This is a genomic window from Moorena sp. SIO2C4 (assembly GCF_010672485.1).
Taxonomy (GTDB): Bacteria; Cyanobacteriota; Cyanobacteriia; order Cyanobacteriales; family Coleofasciculaceae; genus Moorena; species Moorena producens.
On the sequence record NZ_JAAHGN010000024.1, the window covers coordinates 20,814 to 27,009 of the forward strand.

The window sequence follows — 6,196 nt, forward strand, 5'->3', positions numbered from 1 at the left end:
CTGTTGACTCTTAAAAATTACCCTCAACAAAACCCTTTTCATCAGGCTCAAGTAGTTCGATTAGCCAGTACTGCATAGAATGGATCGCCTAAAGTGATCCCAAGCTGTAGCAGAAAAGTAGGAAGCGGGGATGGTCGAGCAACAACCTCAGGCGAACTAAATCCAGGAATAGACTGGTAATAGGTTTTCACTAACTCCACTCGACTTGTCTCGGTCCCATCTCGCCAGGACTGAATCGCCTTTTGAAAAAACATTCGGTTAGAAAAGCTAATAATTGCCATTCCCCCTGGTTTTAAGACACGATGAATCTCAGCAAAAACTTTTTCAGGGTACTGAAGATACTGAACTGAAACAGCAATCAGCACAGCATCAAAGTCTTGGTCAGGCAATGGCAATTGCTGGTTTTGATTCAAGTCTTGGATAAAGTAGTGATTAAGTCTAGGATTTTTGACCAATTCTTCCAGATTCATCCCATGCCCCTCAACATGAGCAAACTCCATGTCTTCTGGTAAGTGAGAAACCCAACTGCTCATGAGATCGAGGATTCGCGTGTTGGGTTGTAGTCGTTCCCGGTAGAGGTTTACCAGCTGATCGATAAAGCCCTCATCGACATGAGTCACAAACCGTGGAAATGAATAGAACAGAGCATCATCGCTCTCATCCAATTTACTGCGTTGAAGGCGCTGGTAGCTCATTTTCTGATATGTTACGTATCTTACTCACGAATATTATAAAGATTTATGAAGTTTATGGTAAGTATTTCTGAATTTGGGTTATTGCAAGGAATATTTTGAGGCGGTTAGACAGGATTCTACAAAAAAAATAGGGAAGAGCATTAATATCTCTTCCCCATTGTTGATTTTTGTATTGATTTTGGTTGTCTTGGCTTCGGTTTTGGAGTGCTTTCCGACTTTGCTTAAGCTTCCGGCGCAGCATCTGAGTCTGTTTTTTCAGTTGTTTGCGCCGCGCAGAGCCTCCTTTTCCTTTCCAGTTACGTCCTTGTCGGCGGGGCGATTCCCACCGTTTTAGTCGTTGTGCCATCAATCTTGCCCCTTAGTTACAGTGGGCGGGGAGAGACTCGAACTCTCATGACCATAAGGCCGCCACATTTTGAGTGTGGTGCGTCTACCAATTTCGCCACCCGCCCGTTTGGGCATCTCCATTATTATAACTAATTAACCGCTGATTTAACAAGGACTGATAAGATTGAGAACTTGCCCAACGGTCAATTTCTCGCGCCCGTAGTACAGGTAAGGGATGGCTCAGTTGAGAGATCTGCAATTGTTGGAGTACTTGACCCAGCTCAGTATCACCAACACTATCGTAAGCCCTAGCTTGAGCAATAAACGCATCTAGGTTCAGTTGTGGTGCCAGAGTTGGCGAACCACCAGCCAGTTTCATCAATACAGACATGACCACTCTCGGATTTTGAGTAGCCAGTAAAGCAGCGCGATCGCAACTAAATTCCGCACATCTTAGCCACTCTAACATCTTCTCCTGTATGCTTTGAGCAATGAGCATCCCCCAATTGGGAATTAAACTAGCCGCTAATACCATGATATTGAGCGGTGTCAGGTACACCCCATGTTCACATTTGAGATGACCCAGTTCATGGGCAATAACCGCCTGAATTTCCTCTGGTGTCAGGAGATCAATTAAAGAGGTGTGCAAGACAATGAAAGGCTGTTTACCCCGCATAGCGAAGGTATAGGCATTGGGAGCGGGATTTTGCTGCACATAAAGCTGAGGCGGCTCTAAATCTAAAGTTGTGCAGGCATCTTCGAGTAGTTTATGAAGATGGGGCAGTTGATTTTCTCCCACCAAGACACTAGCAGCAATATTGTTCAGGTAAAAAAACTGTTCCGCCACAGGACCTAGTAAATTTCGCACCACCAAGTCTATCCCTGGCAACTGTTTCAGGGCTGTGGTTGCTTCCAAATCTAGGGGATGACGAAAATGATCTGCCTTCAGACCAAATAGTGATGTTTTAGTCATTAGCTGTTAGTCGTTAGTCATTAGTAATTACTTATTAGTCTAGGACTTCCCCAAAATCTATGGCTCAAGCCTAATCTATTGTAGGGGTACAAGCCTTGCACCCTAACTAGTTATAGCGCTACCTCTATATAGCTAATTCTATAGCGTCACTGCCTAAGTCTTCTAGTCCTTGGTTGTAGTCTTGAATTGACAGACTTTAAACTAACAATGCCCTAAACGCTAAACGACTTACCACAGCCACAGCTTTGATTGGCATTGGGGTTGGTGAATTGGAATCCACCACCAATCATAGCATCGCTGTAATCCAGTACCAGACCGTAGAGATAAAGCAGACTTTTTGGATCACAGATTATTTTGAAGCCATCGTAGTCAAAGATTTCATCATTCTCCCGAATGTTACTAGGTTCTTCAAAATCCATCATGTAAGACAGTCCTGAACAGCCTCCCTGGCGAACACCAACTCGCAGGTAAAGGTCTTTTCCTTGACTTTGTTGCAGGGCTAAAACGTGCTTTAGAGCTTTGTCTGTCAGTTGAATACCTTTTTGCTGTGACTCAGTTACTTGTGCCATTGCTTACTTTTGACTCCTAATTTTGCTTGGTCTTAAGTTGTTGTGGATTTTAAAGAAAGATAATTATCAGGCTCTAACCCAAGATTTAGCTTAGAGTGTCTCATCAAACTAGATGCTTCACAGCTTATAGCTGAATCAGCTCTGCCAGTTCACAGTTTTGTTGTTTATCGATAATTCTCTAATTTGCGTGAAATGGGAATTATCGGGGGTTTAGATTTTAATTGTAACGAGTCTTTAGGCTACCATGCATTAATCATTCTACGTTATGGTTTAACCTTCCACCGTGACTAAGATACTGGCTAATCTCTTCTTCACTAACTCGGTAACCACAGTTAATAATCATCTTCTGTACTTGTTGGCTGCACTGCACCCCTTGCTCAGATATACCCAGACAGTTATAAACTGTCCTGAGTTGAGAGAATTCAGCCTTTTCATGGAACAAGCTCTCCCCCTCCCCAGGATGGGCGATTTCTTGCCAAAGTCTTAAGGCTTGTAAGTGATAGGCTAAGGCATGGGGGTAATTTCCCAAGTGGTAGTGAACCGCTCCGATATAATCCAAGCTTCTGGTGTTACGATGAAGTGATTTACTCAGTTCCTGACCAATCTCCAAAGCTTGATGATAGAAATCCAATGCCCGTAGTTCCTCACCTAGTCGGAAGTAAACTGTGCCAATCCTCTCAAGAGTAGTTAACTTCCGACTAGAGTAACCAGAGGATGTTTTTTTTTCGTGAATGCTTAGGGCTTGCTCCAAGACAGCTAGAGCTTGACGGTATCTTCCAAGCTGGGTATAAGCTTCCCCTATATTTTCCAGTGCTCTGCCTTCGCCCTCAACTGAATTGCCTAAGTTTTGAAAAATCTTCATGGCTTGGCGAAAGCATCTCAGAGCCAGCACTGGTTGATGCCAGCTATTGTGAATTTCCCCTAGGTGATTAAGGATTTTAGCAATTTCTGAATGATCTTGAGTTTTTTGGAAAATCCTCAATGCTTTTAGATAAACCTTAAATGCCTTATCATCCTGGTTAGTCTGGCAATAAGCCATTCCGAGATGATGAAGAATGACGCCTAAACTCTTGGGCGAACCAATATCATTGGCCATTTGTAAACTTTGCTTGAGACACTTGATTCCCCAGGCATACTCTCCCAAACGGCAATGAACTAACCCAATGCGTTTGAGAGTATCCACTTGACCAGCCAAATCTTCCTTAGTTTGACAAATTGCTAAGGTGTTTTGCAGTGTTTTGAGTATATTTTGTAACTGACTTTGGCGATACTTACGAGGTTGAGGCTGGACAGGGTCATCTCCTGCACTCTTGTTTTGGTGTTGCTCGACTTCCGTTTCAACTAGATTCTGAACCAGATGTGCCATAGTAATATTGCTCCCTGATGTAGATGGGGGGGATGATGGAGCCAAAGAAACTTGAGTAGCCCATCTCCCTTGCTCATTTTCAGCAGTTATGTCTCTGTTTTACCTCGGTTACCAGAGATAAGATTACTCACAACTTGCTGTATATTCCTAAATATATTTTTCAGTAAGTTAAGGAAATTATTGAGCTATTTATAAAAATTAACATCAGTAGCCTGTGCACACTAATCTGGAAAGACCTAGTTGCCGTCATACATACTACCTTCTTTCCCAATGTCCCCCTCAACAAGTTGCCGAGGATGCGCTTCTTGAAGCGAACTCACTCTCAAAATCTGTCCGGAGAAGCGTCATACCTACTCGAATAAGGAAGTAGTAGATGCACCCTGATCACCGCCCCCAGCTTTTACAGCTTGGGGGTTTCCTGATTTTTTAAGCTATTCCTCTGGTGTTCAGTTTTATGAGCAATAACCACTTATTTCCCCCGAAGAGTAGTAATTTCTTTAAGCCTCAGCTAACACAAATAAACTCAAGCCTCAGCTAACACAAATAAACTCCCGCACCTGCTCTAGATAAATCCCTGGAGCCTCCAACATCGGAAAGTGAGCTGTATCAGGAATTTCAACATACTTGACTTTTTGACTTAATTGTGATGCTCTACGTCCTAGTGCTGAAGGAATAATTTTGTCGTATTCACCAGAAACTAGCAGGGTTGGCACCTTTAACTGAGCAAACTTATTAGGCATTACCTCCGCCGCATACTTACTAACCGCAGTCAGCATTGTTCCCAAAGCTGCCTCATGATCTGCCATTAGGTAATCTGCCAAAAAATCCCGGCTCACTGCCCTAGGTAGGGGATGGTGCAAAAATCGCATCATGAACAGTGTACTGGCCAAGGGAATATTTAACAACCAACCGGGGCGGAACTTTACTACTAACTCACCAACTTTGTGAAAAGCGGTGAAGGATTTCTCGTCATAATCAAAAACACCGCTATTATTCAAAATTGCCTGCTCAACCCGCTCAGGATAACGATTGAGAAACATGGTAGCAGCAGATGCGCCTAGGGAGTGGGCATTGATATAGATACGACTAACTCCCAGGGTATCTAACAACACCGCTAAATCTTCAGCATAGTCCTCCATCTCATAGGTCAAGTTTGTCCCCTGTTGGGGTAATTTTGACCTACCAAACCCCTTTAGGTCATATAGGAGGCAGTCAAAGGTATTGGATAGAGCTTTAGCGGTACTTTCCCAGTAGCGAGACGAACCACACCAGCCATGGATAAATACCATCACAGGTTTATTTCCACAAGCTGTTGACTTCTTTACCCATTCATAGTAGTGTTCTACACCCCGAATTTGAATGTAAGGCATTTTTCGACCTTTGTCCTTTGTTAATTGAAAATCAACAATCAAAAATTAATAATAAACAATTAACAATCAACAATTAACAAGCAATAAATTTTATTTTGACCAATGACAAATGAAAAATTACTACTATGCTACTACTATGCTGATTCTGGCTTTGGCAATGAAGAAGGATGAACCAATAGTTCAGCAGTGGAGCGCTTCTCTACCATTTCCCTAGTGATTGTACAGCGAGTGACATCCTTACGAGAAGGCAACTCGTACATCACTTCCAGCATCAATTCTTCCACAATGCCCCTTAACGCCCTAGCACCAGTTTTACGACGGTAAGCTTCCTGGGCCAGCGCTCGAATTGCATCTGGCATAAACTCCAAGTTAACATTGTCCATCTTCAACAGCTTCATATACTGTTTGACCAGTGCATTCTTGGGTTCTGTCAAAATTGCCATCAGGGCTTCCTCATCCAGGGGTTCAATGACCGCTACCATTGGTATGCGACCAATGAACTCAGGAATCATGCCGAATTTCACCAAGTCATCTGGCTGCAAGTGTCGCAGAATATCTGCTGTGCGCTTTTCCTTCGACTGATTCTCTCCAGGCTGAATAAATCCCATGGAACGCTTGCCTAGGCGTTGCTCAACCACCTTATCCAAACCAACAAACGCACCACCGCAAATAAACAGAATATTGCTGGTGTCAATCTGAATGCAGTCTTGACAAGGATGTTTGCGTCCACCTTGAGGCGGGACATTAGCAATTGTTCCTTCTAGCATTTTCAGTAATGCTTGCTGGACTCCTTCCCCAGAAACATCCCTGGTAATGGAGGGATTTTCACTCTTGCGGGCTACCTTATCGATTTCATCGATATAGATAATCCCTCGCTGGGCTTCCTCCACATCCAG

At 43.4% G+C, this 6,196-nt stretch carries 7 protein-coding genes and 1 tRNA gene; all 8 read right to left on the reverse strand.

Annotated features, from left to right (window positions below; all coding sequences use genetic code 11):
* Positions 1 to 47: 47 nt before the first annotated feature.
* Positions 48 to 695 (reverse strand): class I SAM-dependent methyltransferase, encoded by a 648-nt coding sequence (locus F6K20_RS02825; protein WP_287293620.1) that lies wholly within the window; start codon positions 693 to 695, stop codon positions 48 to 50.
* A 52-nt stretch (positions 696 to 747) separates the two neighbouring features.
* Positions 748 to 1,041 carry a hypothetical protein gene (locus F6K20_RS02830; protein WP_287293623.1) on the reverse strand — a complete coding sequence of 98 codons (294 nt, stop codon included), beginning with the start codon at positions 1,039 to 1,041 and terminating at the stop codon, positions 748 to 750.
* A 22-nt stretch (positions 1,042 to 1,063) separates the two neighbouring features.
* Positions 1,064 to 1,147 (reverse strand) — tRNA-Leu (locus F6K20_RS02835).
* Entirely contained in the window at positions 1,126 to 1,995 is an 870-nt protein-coding gene (locus F6K20_RS02840) for a M48 family metallopeptidase (protein ID WP_287293626.1), read from the reverse strand. The genes F6K20_RS02835 and F6K20_RS02840 overlap by 22 nt, the downstream gene beginning before the upstream one ends.
* 212 nt (positions 1,996 to 2,207) lie before the next feature.
* Complete coding sequence (locus F6K20_RS02845; protein WP_044493591.1) at positions 2,208 to 2,564, reverse strand: HesB/IscA family protein; 357 nt, start codon at positions 2,562 to 2,564, stop codon at positions 2,208 to 2,210.
* 253 nt (positions 2,565 to 2,817) lie between these two features.
* Positions 2,818 to 3,930, reverse strand: a complete 1,113-nt coding sequence (locus F6K20_RS02850) for a tetratricopeptide repeat protein (protein ID WP_008185754.1) — start codon at positions 3,928 to 3,930, stop codon at positions 2,818 to 2,820.
* Positions 3,931 to 4,460: 530 nt separating this feature from the next.
* Entirely contained in the window at positions 4,461 to 5,300 is an 840-nt protein-coding gene (locus tag F6K20_RS02855; protein WP_044493593.1) for an alpha/beta fold hydrolase, read from the reverse strand.
* Positions 5,301 to 5,434: 134 nt separating this feature from the next.
* A partial coding sequence (gene clpX / locus F6K20_RS02860) for an ATP-dependent protease ATP-binding subunit ClpX (RefSeq protein ID WP_287293629.1) occupies positions 5,435 to 6,196 on the reverse strand: 762 nt, incomplete at its 5' end.